The 18,930-nt window shown below is 67.0% G+C and carries 21 protein-coding genes; 8 read left to right on the top strand and 13 right to left on the bottom strand.

The window, feature by feature from the left end; genetic code table 11:
* Positions 1-6: 6 nt before the first annotated feature.
* From G6N53_RS08375 to G6N53_RS08365, 3 genes are read left to right on the top strand one after another with little or no spacing between them, the layout of a single operon-like run.
* Entirely contained in the window at positions 7-1,161 is a 1,155-nt protein-coding gene (locus G6N53_RS08375; RefSeq protein ID WP_163888052.1) for an agmatinase family protein, read from the top strand.
* 26 nt (positions 1,162-1,187) lie between these two features.
* The gene (locus G6N53_RS08370; RefSeq protein WP_205390532.1) at positions 1,188-2,036 is read left to right on the top strand and encodes a carbon-nitrogen hydrolase family protein; all 849 of its coding nucleotides are present in this window, start codon (positions 1,188-1,190) and stop codon (positions 2,034-2,036) included.
* On the top strand, positions 2,033-2,938 hold the full coding sequence (locus G6N53_RS08365) for an LmeA family phospholipid-binding protein (protein ID WP_163888050.1): 906 nt from the start codon (positions 2,033-2,035) through the stop codon (positions 2,936-2,938). The genes G6N53_RS08370 and G6N53_RS08365 overlap by 4 nt, the downstream gene beginning before the upstream one ends.
* 3 nt (positions 2,939-2,941) lie before the next feature.
* Here the strand turns inward: G6N53_RS08365 and deoC are convergent, their stop codons facing one another.
* From deoC to G6N53_RS08335, 6 genes are all read right to left on the bottom strand, one after another.
* Positions 2,942-3,625: a deoxyribose-phosphate aldolase gene (gene deoC, locus G6N53_RS08360; RefSeq protein WP_237166714.1), complete on the bottom strand. Its 684-nt coding sequence runs from the start codon at positions 3,623-3,625 to the stop codon at positions 2,942-2,944.
* Positions 3,622-4,032 carry a DUF2599 domain-containing protein gene (locus G6N53_RS08355; protein WP_163888048.1) on the bottom strand — a complete coding sequence of 137 codons (411 nt, stop codon included), beginning with the start codon at positions 4,030-4,032 and terminating at the stop codon, positions 3,622-3,624. Before G6N53_RS08355 ends, deoC begins: the two co-directional genes overlap by 4 nt.
* Positions 4,032-4,313, bottom strand: coding sequence for a DUF2516 family protein (locus G6N53_RS08350; protein ID WP_159230143.1), 282 nt, complete (start codon positions 4,311-4,313; stop codon positions 4,032-4,034). Before G6N53_RS08350 ends, G6N53_RS08355 begins: the two co-directional genes overlap by 1 nt.
* 82 nt (positions 4,314-4,395) lie before the next feature.
* Positions 4,396-5,019 (bottom strand): heparin-binding hemagglutinin, encoded by a 624-nt coding sequence (locus G6N53_RS08345; protein WP_163888047.1) that lies wholly within the window; start codon positions 5,017-5,019, stop codon positions 4,396-4,398.
* 17 nt (positions 5,020-5,036) lie between these two features.
* The gene (locus tag G6N53_RS08340) at positions 5,037-5,549 is read right to left on the bottom strand and encodes a helix-turn-helix domain-containing protein (RefSeq protein ID WP_163888046.1); all 513 of its coding nucleotides are present in this window, start codon (positions 5,547-5,549) and stop codon (positions 5,037-5,039) included.
* Positions 5,550-5,639: 90 nt separating this feature from the next.
* Positions 5,640-6,950 (bottom strand): DUF445 domain-containing protein, encoded by a 1,311-nt coding sequence (locus G6N53_RS08335; RefSeq protein WP_237166461.1) that lies wholly within the window; start codon positions 6,948-6,950, stop codon positions 5,640-5,642.
* 128 nt (positions 6,951-7,078) lie between these two features.
* Between G6N53_RS08335 and G6N53_RS08330 the strand changes: the two genes are divergently transcribed.
* Positions 7,079-7,783, top strand: coding sequence for a TetR/AcrR family transcriptional regulator (locus tag G6N53_RS08330; RefSeq protein WP_163888044.1), 705 nt, complete (start codon positions 7,079-7,081; stop codon positions 7,781-7,783).
* A 61-nt stretch (positions 7,784-7,844) separates the two neighbouring features.
* On the top strand, positions 7,845-8,654 hold the full coding sequence (locus tag G6N53_RS08325; RefSeq protein ID WP_276000155.1) for a polyphosphate kinase 2 family protein: 810 nt from the start codon (positions 7,845-7,847) through the stop codon (positions 8,652-8,654).
* A gap of 51 nt (positions 8,655-8,705) precedes the next feature.
* Here G6N53_RS08325 and G6N53_RS08320 read toward each other — a convergent pair whose 3' ends face one another.
* From G6N53_RS08320 to G6N53_RS08305, 4 genes are all read right to left on the bottom strand, one after another.
* Positions 8,706-9,596, bottom strand: a complete 891-nt coding sequence (locus G6N53_RS08320; protein WP_163888042.1) for an endonuclease domain-containing protein — start codon at positions 9,594-9,596, stop codon at positions 8,706-8,708.
* Positions 9,597-9,696: 100 nt separating this feature from the next.
* Positions 9,697-10,551: a 3-hydroxybutyryl-CoA dehydrogenase gene (locus G6N53_RS08315; protein ID WP_163888041.1), complete on the bottom strand. Its 855-nt coding sequence runs from the start codon at positions 10,549-10,551 to the stop codon at positions 9,697-9,699.
* A 76-nt stretch (positions 10,552-10,627) separates the two neighbouring features.
* Entirely contained in the window at positions 10,628-11,914 is a 1,287-nt protein-coding gene (gene aceA, locus G6N53_RS08310) for an isocitrate lyase (RefSeq protein WP_159230135.1), read from the bottom strand.
* Between the two features lie 264 nt (positions 11,915-12,178).
* A complete protein-coding gene (locus tag G6N53_RS08305; protein ID WP_205390531.1) occupies positions 12,179-12,955 on the bottom strand; it encodes an acyl-[acyl-carrier-protein] thioesterase in 777 nt (258 codons plus the stop codon).
* Positions 12,956-13,088: 133 nt separating this feature from the next.
* Between G6N53_RS08305 and ramB the strand changes: the two genes are divergently transcribed.
* From ramB to G6N53_RS08290, 3 genes are all read left to right on the top strand, one after another.
* Positions 13,089-14,531, top strand: coding sequence for an acetate metabolism transcriptional regulator RamB (gene ramB, locus G6N53_RS08300; RefSeq protein ID WP_163888039.1), 1,443 nt, complete (start codon positions 13,089-13,091; stop codon positions 14,529-14,531).
* Positions 14,528-15,070, top strand: coding sequence for a carboxymuconolactone decarboxylase family protein (locus G6N53_RS08295; RefSeq protein ID WP_163888038.1), 543 nt, complete (start codon positions 14,528-14,530; stop codon positions 15,068-15,070). The genes ramB and G6N53_RS08295 overlap by 4 nt, the downstream gene beginning before the upstream one ends.
* A 74-nt stretch (positions 15,071-15,144) precedes the next feature.
* Positions 15,145-16,182: an alpha/beta fold hydrolase gene (locus tag G6N53_RS08290; RefSeq protein ID WP_163895645.1), complete on the top strand. Its 1,038-nt coding sequence runs from the start codon at positions 15,145-15,147 to the stop codon at positions 16,180-16,182.
* On the opposite strand, the gene G6N53_RS08285 is transcribed toward G6N53_RS08290, so the two are convergent.
* The 3 genes from G6N53_RS08285 to lpdA form a co-directional block, all read right to left on the bottom strand.
* Positions 16,084-17,178 carry a GGDEF domain-containing protein gene (locus G6N53_RS08285; RefSeq protein ID WP_163888037.1) on the bottom strand — a complete coding sequence of 365 codons (1,095 nt, stop codon included), beginning with the start codon at positions 17,176-17,178 and terminating at the stop codon, positions 16,084-16,086. The genes G6N53_RS08290 and G6N53_RS08285 overlap by 99 nt on opposite strands.
* 75 nt (positions 17,179-17,253) lie before the next feature.
* Complete coding sequence (locus tag G6N53_RS08280) at positions 17,254-17,532, bottom strand: hypothetical protein (protein ID WP_205390330.1); 279 nt, start codon at positions 17,530-17,532, stop codon at positions 17,254-17,256.
* Positions 17,533-18,927 carry a dihydrolipoyl dehydrogenase gene (lpdA, locus tag G6N53_RS08275; RefSeq protein ID WP_163888036.1) on the bottom strand — a complete coding sequence of 465 codons (1,395 nt, stop codon included), beginning with the start codon at positions 18,925-18,927 and terminating at the stop codon, positions 17,533-17,535. It lies immediately after the preceding gene.
* Positions 18,928-18,930 lie beyond the last annotated feature (3 nt).

Here is an 18,930-nt window from a genome sequence, read left to right as displayed (position 1 = left end):
GCGCTCGTGCCCGATTCTGGACATCCCGACCCGTCCCTGCCGAATGCCGAGGGCGCCTGGGCCCAACAGGCCGAGGCCGACCTCGGTGACCGCCGACTCCGCGAGGAGATCGAGCGTGGTCTGAGCTTCGGCCTGGAGGCCGCCCCGACGATCAACGACCGCACCATCTCGACGTTCGTGCGCGGGGAGAAGCCGCACTTCGCCGGTGAACGCGGCACGTTCCTGAAATGCCCGTTCATCGAGGACGTCCACCAGGTCGACGACGCCGAGGTCGCCATCTTCGGGGTGCCGCTGGATGCCGGCGCCACCTATCGGCCGGGAACACGGTTCGGCCCGCAGGGCATCCGCCGCTCGACCAACCTGTTCGGCACCTACAACTACGAATCCGGCGTCGACCTGCGCGAGCAACTCAACATGGTCGACATCGGCGATGTGTTCACCATCCCGGGCAACCTGGAGAAGTCCTTCGACCAGATCAGCCAGGCGATGGCCTTCGTCGCGCAGAAGGGCGTCATGCCGATCGTCCTCGGTGGCGACCACTCCATCGGCTTCCCCACCATCCGCGGGCTGGCCCCGTACATGGACGGCAACATCGGCATCATCCATTTCGACCGCCACGTCGACACCCAGGAGACCGACCTCGACGAGCGGATGCACACCACCCCGTGGTTCCACGCCACCAACATCAAGAACGCACCGGCGACCAACCTGGTGCAGATCGGCATCGGTGGCTGGCAGAGCCCGCGTGAAGGGGTCAAGGTGGGCCGCGACCGCAAGTCGACGGTGATCACCGTCGGCGACGTGGAAAGGGTCGGCGTCGAGAAAATCGCGGAGATGGCACTCGAGATCGCCTGGAAGGGCGCCAAGGCGGTGTACCTGTCATTCGACATCGACGTCATCGACGCCGGGTTCGTGCCGGGAACGGGCTGGCCGGAACCGGGCGGCCTGCTGCCGCGCGAGGCGCTCAACCTGGTCAAGATGGTCTCCGAGCCGGGACTGGCCGGTATCGAGGTCGTTGAATGCTCGCCGCCGTACGACTGGGCCGAGCAGACCGCGCTGATGAGCTCGCGGGTGATCCTCGACAGCCTTGCCGCGCAGGTCCGCTCCGGCAAGCTCGGCCACAAGCCCGCCTCGCTGGACCGGCCTGCCTGGGGGCCGTAACTAGGCTGTTCGACATGCGCTCCGAACTGCGTGTGGCGTTGGCCCAGATCAGCAGCGGTACCGACCCGAACGCCAACCTCGCCCTCGTGGAGGACTACACCTCGCGAGCGGTCGAAGCGGGCGCGTCGCTGGTGCTGTTCCCCGAAGCGACCATGTGTCGCTTCGGGGTGCCGCTCGCGCCGGTCGCCGAGCCGTTGGACGGGCCGTGGGCCGACGCCGTCCGCGGCATCGCCCGACGCGCAGGTGTCGTCGTCGTCGCCGGCATGTTCACCCCCGCCGATGACGGCCGGGTCACCAACACGCTGCTCGCGGCCGGCCCGGGGGTCGACGCGCGCTACGACAAGATCCATCTCTACGACGCGTTCGGCTTCGCCGAATCCAAGACCGTCGCGCCGGGCCGGGAGCCGGTCGTCATCGACGTCGACGGGGTGACGGTCGGCCTGACGCTGTGTTACGACATCCGCTTTCCGGAGCTGTACGTCGAGTTGGCCCGCCGCGGCGCCGAGCTCATCACCGCGCACGCTTCCTGGGGCGCCGGTCCGGGCAAGCTCGACCAGTGGACGCTGCTGGCGCGGGCCCGCGCGATCGACACGAACAGCGTGCTCGCCGCGGTCGGACAGGCCTACCCCGGTGACGAGATAGCCAAGCAGGGGCCGACGGGCGTGGGGGGCAGCGTCGTGGCCTCCGCGCTCGGTGAGGTGGTGGCGTCGGCGGGCAGCGAGCCGGAGTTGCTGGTCTGCGACATCGACCTCGAAGCCGCACGCAAGGCCCGCGAGACGGTCGCGGTGATGCGTAACCGCTCAGGGGCCGTCTGCTCTTCGCGCGAGCGCTCATCGCCAGCCGCTCAGGGCGGTAAGGCAGAATCGCTGAGGTGACCGATCCCTGGGCCCGTCAGCCACAGCAGCCGCCCGGCCCACCGCAGCCACCGTTTGCGCAGAACCCGTCGCAAGGTTTCCCCCCCGGTCCACCCCAGGGCGGTCCGCCCGGGCAGATGCCTCCCGGACCCCCGGAGGAGGAAGGTTCCTCGTTGCCGGCGAAGTTCAAGAAAGTCTTCAGCGATCCGCTTTCCATCGTCCTGGCGGTCGTGATCGTCGTGGCGCTGGTGTTCGCCGGGCTGCTCGGTGGCGAGCTGTACGCCCGCAACCGCGCCGACACCGTCGTCGCCTCGGTGGTCGAGTGTGTGGTCAGGGACGACGTCACCGCGTCGTTCGGGGTGTTCCCGCCGTTCCTGTTCCAGCATGTGTCAGGCCACTACACGAACATCAGGATCGAGACCGCGGGCAACCAGCTGCGCGACGCCCGGGGCATGAAGCTGAACCTCGACATCAACGACGTGCGCCTGGAGGACACCCCCACCTCGGGCGGCTCGGTGGGCTCCCTGCTGGCCAACATCAGCTGGTCCGCCGAGGGCATCAAAGAGACCATCCAGGGCGCCATCCCTCTGGTCGGCAGCTTCGTGACCGGCGTGACGACCAACCCGGCCGACGGGACCATCGAGCTCGAGGGCGCGCTGGGCAGCATCACCACCCGACCCGAGGTCGTCAACGGCGGCATCTCGCTGCAGGTGGAGAACTTGACCGGGCTCGGTTTCACCCTGCCCCGGGAGATCGTGCAACCGGCGCTGGACGCGTTCACCGCGGAGCTGACCCAGGACTACCCGATGGACATCCGCGCGGATTCCATCCAGGTCACCGATACCGGTGTGGTGAGCCAGTTCTCGACCAGCAACGCATCGATCCCGAAGCAGACAGAGGACCCCTGCTTCGCCGGACTGTAGGTCTCAGCCGAGCCCGTCGAGCACCGCGCGGGTACCGGAGAGCCCCAGCCGGGTGGCACCGGCGTCGAGCAGCACCGAGGCGTCCGCGGCGGTCCGAATGCCGCCACTGGCCTTGATGCCGAGGCGGGTCCCGACGGTCTCGGCCATCAGTTCCACCGCACGTACCGACGCTCCCCCACTCGGGTGAAACCCGGTAGAGGTCTTGACGAAATCCGCCCGGCCGGCTTCGGCGGCGCGGCACGCCTCGACCAGGCTGCGCTCATCCCCGAGGCTCAGCAGAGCCGCGGATTCGACGATGACCTTCAGCACGATGTCGTCACCGATGGCGTCGCGGACCGCCGCGACATCGTCGCGGACGGCTTCGAAGTCCCCGCTCAGCGCGGCGCCGACGTCGATCACCATGTCGATCTCGTCGGCGCCGTCGGCCACGGCGGCGCGCGCCTCGCCGGCCTTCACCGACGAAAGGTGCTTGCCCGACGGGAATCCCACGACGGCGGCCAGCTTCGGCCCCTCCGTAAGTCTGCGTCGGGCCACCGCCACCATCGACGGAGACACACACACCGCGAACACCCCGAGTTCGGCGGCCTCGGCCACCAGCGCCGCCACGTCGTCGGCGGTGGCCTCCGGTTTGAGCAGCGTGTGATCGACCAGCGCCACAACCTCGGCGCGGGTGCGCGAGCCCATCAGAAGGGCTCTTCGGTGCCGCCCGGATTGCAGCCGGCGGAGATCATCTGGTCTTCACTGACCTCGGGTCGCCACGGTTCGAGGTTCCAGCTGACCTTGCCGGGCTCGACCAGCTCGGCGAACTGCCAGTGACAGATGAACTGCTCCCACATCCCGGGGATCGCCGCGTCGGGGGACAGCGTCAGTACTTCGGCCCACGCTGCGTCGGCCTGTGCACGGCTACCCGGCATGCCGGACAGCCCGCGTCCGGAGGGCGTCGGGTACACCCTCAGGCTGGACAGGTCCCCCCACTTGGCCCACTCGACGTGGTCGACGTACGGGGGCGCGGCGACGGATGGCGTGGCCGACGCGGTGGGCGCGGCGAGCGGGAGTGCGCAGGCCACCGCCACAGCAGCCAGGAGACGGCGCACTAGCGTGACTTCCCCTGGACTTCAAGGATCTTCGGGCGGACGTCGACGAGGTACACGCCGGAGGCCGCCGCGGCGATCGCCACCCCGAAGATGCCGAGGACCAGCGCAAGCAACACCCCGACGCCGAGGATGACCAGCCACACCGGTTTGGTCAGCTTGTCGACCGCGGTGTAGGCGTCAGGCCGTTGCATGGCCGCGTGCACGAATGCATAGACCGCCGCCACCAGGACCGCGACCTGTAAAGCGAAGAGGACGTAACCCACCAAGCCTTGGAGCTCCACGCTCGACAGCCTATGCGGGTTACGCCCTCCGGTCGAACTCCACCGCTCGTGGTGGTGTCGACCGTCGATCGCCCTGGTGCGACTACTTCTGGGTGACCTTCTTGGCCGGCGCCTTCTTGGCGGGGGCCTTCTTGGCCGGGGTCTTCTTCGCGGGGGCCTTCTTGGCCGGAGCCTTGTTGGCGGCCTTCTTCACCGGCTCGGCGGCCGACTCGGCCTTCTTCGGCAGCTCGACGCCGACCAGCTTGGCGGCGCGCTCGCCGACCGCGCGGGTCTGGGTCGCCACGTTGCCCAGCGCCTCCTGGGTGAGCTCGACGGCCTGGTCGGTGTATCCCTCGACCCGGCTCGCGGCATCCTCCAGCGCGGGCTGGCTACGCAGCCGCTCCAACGCAGCCTCGCCACGCTCGATGAGCTTGTTGTAGGTGGTCTGCGCGGCCTCGGCGTAGCCCTCGGCGAACCTGCGCAGCTCTTCAGAGGTGAGCCGGCCGCGAATGTCGTCGACCTGCGTCGGCAGTTCTTCCTGCAGCTTGTTGATGCGGGCGCGGCTCGCCTCGGCGCGAGCCTCGGCGTCGGTGCGGGCATCGCCGGCACGCTCACGCAGCGTCGCGACGATCTCGTTGACACGCTCCAGGGCCAGGTCGGCAGCGCCGACGGCGGCGAGCAGCGGGGCCTTCAGGTCGTCGATCTCGATCTGGTTCTTGTCAGCCATGGTCTTTACCTTTCGTTTCACGCTTGGTGGTCGGTGTTCGGAGTTTGAGTGAGTTGCAGAGGACGTTGGACGGGGCTTGGGTCTTGTTCAGTCGTCGGCTCCTCATCTGCTTCGCTGGGTTGGTCGTCCTGCGCAGCTACCGCCTGTGCGGCTTCGAGAAGGGCGGCCTCGTTCTGCTGGCAGAACGACGTGTAGATGTCGAGCAGCACCTGCTTCTGCCGCTCGTTGATCGCCATGTCGGTGACGATGGCGTCGCGAACCTCGCCCGACGCCGTGGGTTCGAGAATCCCGGCCCGGATGTAGAGCACCTCGGCTGAGACGCGCAATGCCTTGGCGATCTGATTGAGCACATCAGCCGAGGGTTTGCGCAGCCCGCGCTCGATCTGGCTGAGGTACGGATTGCTGACACCTGCCTTCTCGGCGAGTTGTCGCACGGAGACCTGTGCGGCTTCGCGCTGGCTCCGGATGAAGCTCCCGATGTCCTGCGCAGCGTTGGACACGACAGCGGCAAGATTTTCATCCTGCGACATGATTGCCCTCTCGTTGCGTGGGGTAACCGATCAGCTACATCCCAACCGTACGACGGGGTGCTAACTTTTGCAAGCACTAGTTAGCGCAGGTCAGAACAATAAGTGCGCCACGGTGTAGATGACAAGCCCCGCCAGCGCCCCGACCACGGTGCCGTTGATCCGAATGAACTGCAGGTCGCGGCCGACATGAAGTTCGATCCGGCGACTCGCCTCTTCGGCGTCCCAGCGTTCGATGGTTTCGGTGATGATCGCTGTGATCTCCGTCCCATACTGGCCGACCAGATGCTGAGCCGCCCGCACGATCCAGTTGTCGACCTTGTCCCGCAGGTCGGAGTCGTCGCATAGGGACTCCCCGATGTGCACCACCGCGTCGGCGATGCGGGCCCGCAGCGTCGAGCTCGGGTCGTCGACGGCTTCCATCAGGATGCGCTTGGCCGTGGTCCAGGCCGTCTCGGCGGCCCTGGTCACCTCGTCGCGGGCCATGATCTGGTTCTTCACGTTCTCCGCGCGCTGGATCGTCGCCTCGTCGTTCTGCAGGTCGGCGGCGAACTCGAACAGGAACTTGGTGGCCGAGCGGCGGAGCTCGTGGTCCGGGTTGCGGCGCACCTTGTCGGTGAAATCCATCAGTTCACGGTGGATCCGGTCGCCGATCAGGGTGTCGACCCACCGCGGCGACCACGACGGCGAGTCGCGCTCGATGACCCGCTCGATGACCTCGCCCGCGTTCAGCGACCACTCGAAGGCGCGGTCCGCGAGCAACTGGATCAGCGCCTCCTGGCGTCCCGCCTCCAGCAGCGAGGCCAGCACCCGGCCGATCGGCGGGCCCCACTGCGGCTCGGCGATGCGCTTGACGATCATCCGGTCCAGTACCTGTTGGACGTCCTCGTCCCGCAGCATCTCCACCAGTACCCGCAATACCGTCGACGCCTCGGCGGCCACGCGCTCGGCGTGCGCCGGTTCGGCCAGCCACTTCCCCATCCGGCCCGCGACCTCGGCGCCCCGCAGCTTGGTGGCGATGACCTCCGGCGACATGAAGTTCTCCCGGACGAAGTCACCCAACCCCTCGCCGAGCTGATCCTTCTTGCGCTTGATGATCGCGGTGTGCGGGATCGGGATGCCGAGTGGGTGCTTGAACAGCGCGGTGACGGCGAACCAGTCGGCCAGCGCGCCGATCATGCCGGCTTCGGCGGCGGCCCGCACGTAGCCCACCCACGGCGCCGCACCCTGGGCCTGGGCCCAGGTGCACACCAGGAAGATGACGGTGGCGCCGAGCAGGAAGCTCAGGGCGACGACCTTCATCCGGCGCAGACCGCGCCTGCGTTCGGCGTCCGAGGCTGAGTCGGCCCCGGCAAGGGTTTCGGCGAAGCTGGGCCGCGCTCCGACGTCGGTTCTGTGTGCCACCTCTACATCATCCGCTACGCCAGCAACCGCCCCGGTGGTGACGTCGGCGGCCGCGATGTCCCGCCAACCTGCGCACGCCGCCGACCGCCGTATCATCGACGGGGACTAGGGAATGGATTACCGCGAACGTGGCACAGCAATCCCCGCCGGTGGCGGTCAAGACCGATGGCCGCAAACGACGCTGGCACAAGCACAAGGTCGAGCGACGCAACGAGCTCGTCGACGGCACACTCGAAGCTATCCGCAGCCGCGGCAGCAACGTCAGTATGGACGAGATCGCGGCCGAGATCGGCGTGTCCAAGACGGTGCTGTACCGCTACTTCGTCGACAAGAACGACCTCACCACCGCGGTGATGATGCGGTTCGCGCAGACCACCCTGATCCCGAACATGGCTGCCGCACTGTCGTCGAACCTGGACGGCTACGACCTCACCCGCGAGATCATCCGGGTCTACGTCGACACCGTCGCCAACGAGCCCGAGCCGTACCGGTTCGTGATGGCCAACAACTCGGCGAGCAAGAGCAAGGCCGTCGCCGATTCGGAACAGATCATCGCCCGGATGCTGGCCGTGATGTTCCGGCGGCGGATGGTCGAGGTCGGGATGGACACCGGCGGGATCGGACCCTGGGCGTTCCAGATCGTCGGCGGCGTCCAACTCGCCACGCACTCCTGGATGTCCAACCCGCGGATGACGTCCGACGAACTGATCGACTACCTGACGATGCTGTCGTGGAGCGCGCTGTGCGGAATCGTCGAGGTGGGTGGTTCTCTGGAGAAGTTCCGGCAGATGCCCCATCCGTCACCTGTGCTGCCGCCACGACTGGTTGACTAGAGACGTGAGCGAGCTCTCGGATCTGCCCTCGTTGTGGACGCACGAACCGCACGTCGAGTTGATGTTCCGTCCCGGTGACAAGGTCCATGACATCGACACCGAGGCCACACCGGGGTTTCGCGGCAAGAAGGCCGATGCGCCCACCTTGCAGGAGGAGCGCAATGTGCGCTTCGCCGAACTCCAGGAGAAGCTCTACGCCAACAGCCGCGCCGGCGACACCAGGTCGGTTCTGCTGGTGCTACAGGGGATGGACACTGCGGGCAAAGGCGGGATCGTCAAACACGTTGTGGGTGATGCGAATCCACAGGGCATCAAGTACACCAGCTTCGGCAGGCCGACGCCCGAGGAACTGTCCCATCACTACCTGTGGCGGATCCGCAAGGCACTGCCGACAGCCGGCCACATCGGCGTCTTCGACCGTTCACACTACGAGGACGTGCTCATCGTGCGAGTGCACGATCTGGTGCCACCTGACGTGTGGGAGCCCCGCTACGACGAGATCAACGCCTTCGAGCGTGAACTCGTCGACCGCGGCACCACGCTCGTGAAGGTGGCGATGTTCGTCTCGCTCGACGAGCAGAAGAAGAGACTCAGTGAGCGTCTCGAGCGGCCGGACAAATACTGGAAGTACAACCCCGGCGACATCGACGAGCGGCTGAAATGGCCGCTCTACCAAGAGGCCTACCAGGCGATGCTGGACCGGACGTCCACCGAGCACGCGCCGTGGCACATCGTGCCGTGCAACCGGAAGTGGTACAGCCGGCTGGCGATCACCGAGTTGCTCATCGAGGCGCTCAAGCGACTGAACATGTCCTGGCCGCCACCCGATTTCGACGTCGAGGCCGAGAAGAAGCGGCTGGCCTCGGCGTAGGTGCCGGGAGCGCCGGGCGTACGGTTTCTGATGGAAACCGCGCAGAACCCGTCACAATTCGTACGTTCGGGCGCCGAGCCGGCCGCTGGGGCGCCAACCGCGGTCGCAGAGCGCCTTTGCGGCTCGTCGGACGATGTCGTCGGGTGTGTTGCGGAGATGCCTCGCACTCACCCGGACGATGATCCAGCCGCGGGCTGCCAGGAACTCCAGCCTGGTGATGTCCTCGGCATGCACGGCAGGGTCGGTCCAGTGTTGCTCCCCGTCGTACTCGACGCCGACGCGAAACTCGTTCCACCCCATGTCGATCCTGCGTATCACCTTCCCCTGCGCGTTTCTGATCGGGATCTGGGTAGTCGGCCTCGGCAGTCCCGCGCGGATCAGCAGCAGGCGCACTCGGGTTTCCTGCGGGGACTCGGCACCACCGTCGACGAGGTCGAGCACCCCGCGCAACCGGCGTGCCCCTCTGGCGCCGGGGTGACGGGCGGCGATGTCCGCCACGTCAGCCACCGGACAGCGAGTGGCGCACAGGAGCGCGTCGATACGGACAATGGCGTCGTCACCCGTGGTTCGTCGGCCGATGTCGTAGGCGGTCCGGGCGGGGGTCGTGCAGTCGATGCTCTGAATCAGACATACCTCGTCGTCGAGGAGGGTGTCGCGATGGATCACGATGCCGGGCGGCGTCCCGGAGCGGACCCGGGTCAGCTCTGCGGGACCGCCTTCGGGTAGCCAGCGGGTGCCGTGCATCGCCGCCGCAGACGCCCCGGCCAGAGTGGCTGTGCGCTGCGACCACAACCATGCCGCGTATGCGCGATCCCGCGCCGTCAACGACATGCCCTGCGGGACGTAGACGTTGTGGTGCAGCTTGACGAACCGGCGGCGGAGCGTCTGACGGGTCAACTCACCTGCGGCGAGCGCCTCGGAAGCCACGACGATTTGTTGCACATCGGATTAGGCGCACCAAGGCGCCAAACGGTTCCCGAGTGCACGAATTGTGACGGATCCTGCGCAGTTTCCATCACAAACCGTACGTTCAGCGGAATTCCTAGTACGTGTAGAAGCCCATACCTGACTTCTTTCCGAGTTGTCCGGCCTCCACCATCCGCTGCAGCAGCGGCGGCGGCGCGTAGTGCGCGTCCTTGTACTCGTCGTACATGGAGTCTGCGATCAGCTTCATGGTGTCCAGCCCGATGAGGTCGGACAGCCGCAGCGGCCCCATCGGATGCGACAGGCCCGCGACCACGGCGGTGTCGATGTCCTCGACGGTGGCCACGCCGGACTCGGCCATCCGGATGGCCGACAACAGGTAGGGCACCAGCAGGGCGTTGACGATGAAGCCGGAGCGGTCGCCGCACCGCACCACCTGCTTGCCGAGTACCTCGCCGGCGAACTTTTCGACCCTAGCCGCCGCCTCGTCTGTGGTGACGAGCGTGCTGATCAGCTCGACGAGTGGCAGCACGGGCACCGGGTTGAAGAAGTGCAGACCCAACACGCGGCCCGGATTCTTCGTCGCCGCAGCGATTTTCATGATCGGGATGCTCGAGGTGTTCGACGCCAGCACCGCATCCGGGTCGGTCACGACGGCATCGAGTTCGGCGAAGACCTTGGCCTTGACGGCCTCGTCTTCGACGATCGCCTCGATGACGAGCTGCCGGTCGGCCATGTCGGCCATGTTGGTCGTGAAGGTCAGCCGGGCCAGGGCGATCTCGAATTCGTCGGCGGCCAGCTTTCCCTTCGACTTGGCGCGTTCCAGCGAGGCGGTGATGCGCGCGCGGCCCGCGGCGGCCAGCTCTTCGGTCGGCTCGAAGACCAGCACGTCGGCGCCGGCCTTGGCGCACACCTCGGCGATCCCGCCGCCCATCTGCCCGGCGCCCACGACGCCTACTCGTTCGATGCTCACAGGTACCCCTTCAATCGCAGCGATGAGCCCCGCCCGGAACTCCAGGCGGGGCTCATGCTGTCACGCAGTCAATGACTCAGTGGAACTGGCCCTCTTCGGTCGAGCCCGCCAGCGCGGTGGTCGACGACGTCGGGTCCACCGTGGTGGCGATGCGGTCGAAGTAGCCGGCACCGACCTCGCGCTGATGCTTGGTCGCGGTGTAACCGCGCTCCTCGGCGGCGAACTCGCGCTCCTGCAGCTCGACGTAGGCGCTCATCTGGTTGCGGGCGTAACCGTAGGCCAGGTCGAACATCGAGTAGTTGAGCGCGTGGAATCCGGCGAGCGTGATGAACTGGAACTTGAAGCCCATCGCGCCGAGCTCCTTCTGGAACTTCGCGATCGTCGCGTCGTCGAGGTGCTTGCGCCAGTTGAATGACGGCGAGCAGTTGTAGGCCAGCATCTGATCCGGGAACTCGCTCTTGACGCCCTCGGCGAACTTCTTGGCCAGCTCGAGATCCGGGGTGCCGGTCTCCATCCAGATCAGGTCGGAGTATGGCGCGTAGGCCTTGGCGCGGGCGATGCAGGGCTCGAGGCCGTTCTTGATCCGGTAGAAGCCCTCGGCGGTGCGCTCACCGGTGATGAACGGCTGATCGCGCTCGTCGACGTCGGAGGTGATCAGCGTCGCCGCCTCGGCGTCGGTGCGCGCGATGACCACGGTCGGCACATCGGCCACGTCGGACGCCAGACGTGCGGAGGTCAGGGTGCGGATGTGCTGCTGGGTCGGGATCAGCACCTTGCCACCGAGGTGGCCGCACTTCTTCTCCGAGGCCAGCTGGTCCTCCCAGTGCGAGCCGGCGACACCGGCGGCGATCATCGCCTTCTGCAGCTCGTAGACGTTCAGGGCGCCACCGAAGCCGGCCTCACCGTCGGCGACGATCGGGGCCAGCCAGTTCTCCACCGAGCGGTCGCCCTCGACCTTGGCGATCTCGTCGGCGCGCAGCAGCGCGTTGTTGATCCGGCGCACCACCTGCGGCACCGAGTTGGCCGGGTAGAGGCTCTGGTCGGGGTAGGTGTGTCCGGACAGGTTCGCATCGCCGGCGACCTGCCAACCCGACAGGTAGATGGCCTTGAGGCCGGCACGCACCTGCTGAACGGCCATGTTGCCGGTCAGCGCGCCCAGCGCGTTGACGAACTCCATGTCGTGCAGCTGCTCCCACAGCACCTCCGCGCCGCGGCGGGCCAGTGTGGCCTCCTCGACGACGGTGCCCTGCAGGGCGACGACGTCCTTGGGGGTGTAGCTGCGGGTGATGCCCTTCCAGCGGGGGTTGTGGTCCCAGTCGTGCTGGATCTGTTCCGGGCTCTTCGGCGTGCCAACGGTCGACATTGACTGCTCCTTCGTTTGCAAATCGCTGGAGACCCACAGAGCCTCCGTGTTTGTTAACGCGCCAGCTCGTTCACTGGTGTGCTAAGCCGAGGATGCCTCATGGCATAACCGCAGGTCCACCTGTTTCGGTTGCCAACTTTCGCCAACCTTCGCCGGCAATTTGCAAATCTTGCGAAGGCCGCAAACGACTGAAACGGTTCAGTATCTACTCGCCAGTAGCGAATATTCGCAGGTCAGTACGCTCGTACTGTTTACGAATGCGTTTCAGAGCGCGAAGATCGACGCGACCGCTTTGGTCTCCTCGCCGACGGCGTATGTGAGCGTTGTAACAGCGCGATCGACCAGATCCGGACCGAACCGGTCGGTCGAGCCGGCCGGATATGTGTGCTGGATGATCTCCAGCTTGTCGCCCAGTGCCACCGGCAGATCGTGCTCGATGGTGACCCGCAGCGGCGCGGCCAACAACTCCGGCTGGCTGAACAGATAGTCCTCGATCACGCTCCAGTACACCGCGTTGTTCATGTGGTCGAAGATGTCGATGTCGCTGACCCGGACCGGATACTCGCGGACATGTTCGGCGTCCTCGCGGCTGCCGGCCTTCAGATAGGCCTTCCACCTCAACCGGTCCACGTCGGTGGTGCGCTGCAGACCCTCGATGAAATCGTCCGCGATGCGCGCCGGCCCCTGGGTCTCCCGGTTGATGTTGATCCAGAACGCCTCGGATTCCATCAGCCCACCGCGGCGGCCGTCGATGCGGACCCGCATCTCACACCACCTGTTGGAGGTTCCCGAACACCACCGCCGCAACCGCAGGGTGTCCTTGAACACGATGGGCTCGATCAGGTCGATCATCGTGCGGCGCACGATCCACAGGGGGTGGGTTTCTTCGAACCCCATCTCGCGCAACTGGTCCGACCCGATGTCCTGGATGTGGCGGGTCGCGGCGTCGAACTTCAGCCTGCCCGTGCGGTCGACGTCGGCCACCCGCAACGGCCAGTGCACGTCGAACACGTCGGGGTGCGGATCAGGTACCGGCATCATCGCTTTGGCCAGCCCCTGGGCGGACCCCCCGGTGGTCTTCTTCACGGATTTTGATACTGCCACAAGGTCGCGGTTGCCAAGAATGCAAACCGTGCCTTCGCAACGTTGCCAGCCCCGGCTACGCTGGGTGATCGTGGCCAGAACGTTCGTCGGTGCCCGGGTCCGTCAGCTCCGGAGCGAACGCGGTTTCAGCCAGGCCGCACTGGCTCAGACGCTCGAGATCTCCCCCAGCTACCTCAACCAGATCGAACACGACGTGCGCCCTCTGACGGTGGCGGTGCTGTTGCGCATCACCGAGGTGTTCGGGGTGGACGCCACGTTCTTCGCCTCCCAGGACGACACCAGGCTCATCGCCGAGCTGCGCGAGGTGATGATGGACCGCGATCTCGACGTCGACGTCGAACCGGCCGAGATCGCCGAGATGGTCGGCGCCCATCCGGCGCTCGCCCGGGCCATGGTCAACCTGCACCGTCGCTATCAGCTCACGACGACCCAGCTGGCCGCGGCGACGGAGGACCGGTTCAACGTGGGCAGTGTCAATCCGGGAGGCAGCGGAACCGGATCCATCACGATGCCGCACGAGGAGGTGCGCGACTACTTCTACCAGCGGCAGAACTACCTGCACGAACTCGACACCTCCGCCGAGGAACTCACCGCAGGCATGCGGATACAGCGGGGCGACCTTGCCGGCGACCTGACCGACCGATTACGAATCGTGCACGGCGTCAGAATCATCCGTCGTATCGACCTCGGCGAGGGAGTACTGCACCGCTACGACCCGGCCACGAAGACCCTCGAGCTCAACGCCCATCTGTCCACCGGCCAGACGGTGTTCCGGATGGCCGCCGAACTGGCCTACCTGGAGTGCGGCGATCTGGTCGACAGGCTCGTCGACGAAGGCCACTTCACCAGCGAGGAGTCCCGGCGGCTGGCGCGGCTGGGCCTGGCGAACTACTTCGCCGCCGCGACCGTGCTTCCGTACGGCCACTTCCACGAGGTGGCGGAGAAGTTCCGCTACGACGTCGAGCGGCTTTCGGCGTACTACTCGATCAGCTACGAGACCGTCTGCCACCGGCTTTCGACGCTTCAGCGGCCGTCGATGCGCGGCGTGCCGTTCTCGTTCGTTCGGGTCGATCGCGCCGGAAACATGTCGAAACGCCAGTCCGCCACCGGTTTTCACTTCTCGTCCAGCGGCGGGACGTGCCCGTTGTGGAACGTCTACGAGACGTTCGCCAACCCCGGGAAGATCCTGGTGCAGCTCGCGGAGATGCCCGACGGCCGCAGCTACCTCTGGGTGGCCCGGACCGTGGAGCGCCGCGCGTCGCGTTATGGTCAGCCGGGTAAGACGTTCGCGATCGGCCTCGGCTGCGAACTGCGTCACGCGCAGCGGCTGGTCTACTCGGAAGGGCTCGATTTGTCCGGTGACCCCGGTGTCCGGGCCACCCCGATCGGTGCCGGCTGCCGGGTGTGCGAACGAGACAACTGTCCGCAGCGCGCATTTCCGGCACTGGGCCGCGCGCTGGACATCGACGAACACCGCTCGACGGTGTCCCCCTACCTGGTGAGGCAAACGTGAGTGCACCTGCCCGTATCCCGCCCGGCGGATTCCGTGACCTGGGCCCGCTCAACTGGGTCATCGCCAAGCTGGGCGCCCGCGGAATCCGCGCCCCGCGGTTCAGCCTGTTCAACGTGCTCGGCCGGCATCGGCTGCTGTTCCCGGTGTGGTTGCCGTTGTCCGGTTACCTGCTCTACGCCGGCAAGCTGTCCCGACGGGACGCCGAGACGGTCATCCTGCGGGTCGGCCATCTTCGCGAATGCGAGTACGAACTGCAGCAGCACCGCAGATTGGCCCGCTCCCGTGGGCTGGACGCGCAGTTCCAGTCGAAGATCTTCGAAGGCCCCGATGCCGAAGGGCTGACTGACCGCGAGCGGGTGCTGATCACCGCGACCGACGAATTCGTCGTCACCCGCGGGGTGTCACCCCAGACGTGGCAGGCCCTGGCCGGACATCTCACGAAACCGCAGCTGATCGAATTCTGTTTGCTGGCAGCGCAGTACGACGGATTGGCCGCGACCATCACCACCCTCGGCGTGCCATTGGACTTCCCGGACTGAGGTAGTACCTGCGACGAGCGAGCACCCGTCTACCATTCGTCCATGATCTGGATCACGTCAGCGTCGACGAAGTGGTGAGCCTCACCAACCCGTGGCGGTACCCGCCCGGTGTTCCCCGCTGCGAACCGCCCCGCGCGGAGGGCCGCTTCTTCCTGCCCGGGGGGCGCCGGCTGGGATACGCCGAGTTCGGTGACCCGAACGGCCCCGTCGTGCTGTGGTTCCACGGAACCCCCGGGGGCCGCAGGCAGTTGCCGATCGTGGGCCGCCGCGCCGCCGAGCGGCTCGGCCTGCGGGTGGTCCTCGTCGAACGCTCCGGTTCCGGCCTCAGCGACCCGCACTGTTACGACCGGATCGGCGACTGGGCCGCAGACATGGCACACGTCGCCGATCTACTCGGCGCCGGACAGCTGGGCATCGTGGGATTGTCCGGCGGCGGTCCGTTCGCGCTGGCCTGCGCCGGTAGGCCGGAGCTGGCTGAGCGGGTGGCCGCCGTCGCGATCCTCGGCGGTGTGACGCCGTCGGTCGGTCCCGACGCCACCTGCAGCGGCGCGATCGAACTGGCACGTCGGTTCGCGCCGGTGATGGCGGCGTTGCGCAAGCCGCTCGCTGCGGTCACCGCGGGCATGCTGGTGCCGGTCATCCCGCTCGCACACCTGGCTTACCAGGGGCTGAGCGCCGCCATGCCCGACGGCGACAAGGAGGTGTTCGCGAACCCGGAAATCGAGGCGATGTTCATCGACGATATCGTCCACGCCGCCAACGGCGGGTTCCAGGCGCTGCTCGACGATGCCCGGATGTTCGGGCGCGACTGGGGATTCCGGCTGGCCGACGTCACGGCGCCCGTCCGGTGGTGGCACGGCGACGCCGACTCGATCATCGGGCTGGCCGACGCGCAGGCCGCCGCGGAGCACCTGCCGAATGTGGAGCTGCTGCTGATGCCGGACGAGAGCCACCTCGGCGGGTTCGCCAAGGCCGACGACGTGCTCTCGTTCATGCACCAGAACCTGACCGGATCAGTAGACCTCGGCGGCGATGGCGACCCGGTCGCCGCCACGGGCCTTGGCCTCGTACATCGCCGCGTCGGCGGCGGTGATCACCTCACCGAGGTCTGACCCGGACCGTCTGCCGGCGGCCAGGCCGATGCTCACCGTGACGGCCGGCTGCGTGGGCGCCGGGGCCGCCGAGACCGCCGAGCGGATCCGCTCGGCGACCGCGCCGGCCTGATCGGCCGGGATCCGGTCCACCACGAGGAACTCCTCGCCGCCCCACCGCACCACCACGGCCTCGCTCCGCACGCTGGCACGGATCCGCCGCGCCGTGCGGATCAACACCTCGTCACCGGCCGCGTGCCCGAGCGTGTCATTGACCGCCTTGAACCCGTCGACGTCGATCAGCAGCGCGCACAGGTCGGCGTCGGTGGGCGCCACCTCGTCGAGCCGTTGCATCGACACCGTCAGCCCGCGGCGATTGGTCAGCTCGGTGAGCGGGTCGGTCAGCGACTGCTTCGAACTGCCCTGGAGCAGCCAGAAGCCGAACTGCAGCGCCGGCAGGATGCACACCGTCACCAGCAACGCGATGACGGCACGCGACACCGCCACCTGCAGCCCGTACTCGGGTGTCGACATCGCCAACCACACCGCGATACCCACGACAGCGACCGTGCACCAGGCGATGTGGGCCAGGTGCAACCGCGGACCGTGGAAGAACACCACGTACCCGCCGGCGCACAGCAGGATGGGAATCCCCGACATGGCCAGGTTCGGGTCACCGAACAGCAGCGCCGACAGCGTCATGATGACGTCGACGAACACGACCAGCGCCGCCGACGCCCGAACAGTCGGCCACGGGCGGAACGCCCAGCGCGCCGCCCAACCCAGCGAGCCCACGGCCACGACGGCCCAGCCGATCCGAATCAACGGACCGTCGGCCGCCGGCGGCATCCAGGCGTTCAGCGCCGCGAGCGCACCCATCGTCGCGCCGATGCCGGCGATGAGGTAGCGCAGCACCGACAGCAGCCCGCGGCTGCGCAAGAACTCGATGCGCCATCGGTAGTCGTCACGCTGACGCCACCACTGGAGCAGCAAACCGCCGACACCCCCGTCGCCCACGGGCCCATCCTAGGAGCCGGGGAACGTCACCAAGGGGCAAAACAAGATGTCGCCACCCGATTCCGGGGGCGCCGGCTAAAGGTAGGTCACGCCCAGCACCGTCAGCGACAGCAAAACCGGTGACACCGGCAAAGCCCACAGGAACACCGCCCAGATCTCACCCTTGTGCGACGTGCGCTGCCACTGCCGCCAGCCGATCATCCCGGCGCTGATGCCGATGACGAACGACACCGCGGCGACGATGAGCACCCATGTCGACACGTCGGTCGAGGCGATGGCCGCAGAGATACCGGCCAGCCACAGGATGTGGCCGACCACCAACCCGCCGATACCGGCGACCCAGATCCCCCTCAACTAGAAGTTGATCATGTGGCCGGCCAGCCCGTGGAAGCACTCCTGCATCGCCTCGGACATGGTCGGGTGGGTGTGCACGTTGCGGGACAGCTCGTTGACCGTCAGGTCCCACTTCTGCGCCAGCGTCAGCTCGGGCAGCAGTTCGGAGACGTCGTGGCCGATCAGGTGCCCGCCGAGCAGTTCGCCGTACTTGGCGTCGGCGACGAGCTTGACGAATCCCGTCGGATCGCCCAGACCGTGGGCCTTGCCGTTGGCCGTGAACGGGAACTTCGCGACCTTGACGTCGTAGCCCTCGTCGCGCGCCTGTTCCTCGGTCAGCCCGAAGCTGGCGACCTGTGGCTGGCAGAAGGTGGCGCGCGGCAACATCCGGTAGTCGCCGAGGGCAAGCGTCTCGGCACCGGCGATGGTCTCGGCGGCCACCACGCCCATCGCCTCGGCGACGTGCGCCAGCTGGAGCTTGGCGGTGACGTCGCCGATCGCGTAGATGTGGCTCACGTTGGTGCGCATGTAGTCGTCGATGCCGATGGCCTTGCGCTCGGTCAGCTCCACGCCGGCCTTGTCCAGCCCGAAGCCCTCGACGTTCGGCGCGAAGCCGATCGCCTGCATCACCTTGTCGGCCTTGAGCTCCTCGGACTTGCCGTCCTTGCTGACGGTGACGGTGACCTGCTCGCCACCATCTTCGATCGACTCGACCTTGGTGCCGGTGCGGATCTTCACGCCCAGCTTCTTGAACTGCTTCTCGATCTCCTTGGAGACCTCGGCGTCCTCGTTGGGCAGCGCGCGCGGCAGGAACTCGACGATGGTCACGTCTACGCCATAGTTCTTCAGGACGTACCCGAACTCCATGCCGATCGCGCCGGCCCCGGCGATGATGATCGAGCCGGGCAGCTCGCGGGTCAGGATCTGCTTCTCGTAGGTGACGACGTTCTCCGAGAGCGACGTCCCGGGGACGAGCCGGGTGCTGGAGCCGGTCGCGATGATCGCGTTGTCGAACTCCACCTTCTCGGTGTCACCCTCGTTGAGGTCCACCTCGATGCTGTTCGGCCCGGTGAACTTCCCGTACCCGTGGATCTCGGTGATCTTGTTCTTCTTCATCAGGAAGTGCACCCCGGCGACGCGGCCGTCGGCGACCTTGCGGCTGCGGTCGAACGCGGCGCCGAAGTCGAAGCTCGCCTCACCGTTGATGCCGAACTGCTTGGCTTCCTTGGTGAAGATGTGGGCCAGTTCGGCGTTGCGCAGCAATGCCTTCGACGGTATGCACCCGACGTTGAGGCACACCCCTCCCCAGTACTTGGGCTCGATGATGGCGGTATTCAGCCCGAGTTGGGCAGCGCGGATAGCTGCAACGTATCCGCCGGGGCCTGCTCCGAGAACGACGACGTCATAGTGGGTCACGCT

The sequence above is a fragment of the Mycolicibacterium hippocampi genome (genome assembly GCF_010723735.1).
Classification (GTDB): Bacteria; Actinomycetota; Actinomycetes; order Mycobacteriales; family Mycobacteriaceae; genus Mycobacterium; species Mycobacterium hippocampi.
Note: the sequence above shows the minus strand (reverse complement) of the source record. Positions and strands in the feature narration are given on the sequence as shown.

What these genes read in the sequence shown, in the direction of transcription:
- G6N53_RS08345 (WP_163888047.1), bottom strand. Translation starts at nt 5,019, where the DNA reads ATGGCTGACAAGAACCAGATCGAGATCGACGACCTGAAGGCCCCGCTG.
- G6N53_RS08340 (WP_163888046.1), bottom strand. Translation starts at nt 5,549, where the DNA reads ATGTCGCAGGATGAAAATCTTGCCGCTGTCGTGTCCAACGCTGCGCAG.
- G6N53_RS08325 (WP_276000155.1), top strand. Translation starts at nt 7,845, where the DNA reads ATGTTCCGTCCCGGTGACAAGGTCCATGACATCGACACCGAGGCCACA.
- aceA (WP_159230135.1), bottom strand. Translation starts at nt 11,914, where the DNA reads ATGTCGACCGTTGGCACGCCGAAGAGCCCGGAACAGATCCAGCACGAC.
- G6N53_RS08305 (WP_205390531.1), bottom strand. Translation starts at nt 12,955, where the DNA reads ATGATGCCGGTACCTGATCCGCACCCCGACGTGTTCGACGTGCACTGG.